1 pseudogene is annotated in these 314 nt (G+C 42.0%); it reads right to left on the minus strand.

Features of this window, described 5'->3' with window-relative positions:
* Nucleotides 1-128: 128 nt before the first annotated feature.
* A pseudogene (locus tag AAC854_RS23410) lies at nt 129-314 on the minus strand (hypothetical protein); the annotation flags it as partial.

Consider the following 314-nt stretch of genomic DNA (forward strand, 5'->3'; position numbering starts at 1 on the left):
TACAGTGATGGCTTGAAAAATAAGCAGACGCCATATTTGCAAACTGGTGATCATTGGTTCCGACGATATTCGTCGTTAGTCACTGAGTTACATTAAGTAACCCTGTGAGTGTAAAGGCATGGTGGAAATCACCATACCCAAGGTGGGATATCACACCTTGAAGATGGTGGTGATTTCCGCAACACCTTTTCTTTTTGTGACTGACTAACTGTCAGTCGCAAATTAACCGCGTCGCTAAATGATACGCGGAAAGTTTGCGCAACCATTAATGAGGTGTGCAAATTCTGTGAGTAAATATCATTTACGCTCAATGT

The sequence above is a fragment of the Xenorhabdus entomophaga genome (genome assembly GCF_037996725.1).
GTDB lineage: Bacteria > Pseudomonadota > Gammaproteobacteria > Enterobacterales > Enterobacteriaceae > Xenorhabdus > Xenorhabdus khoisanae.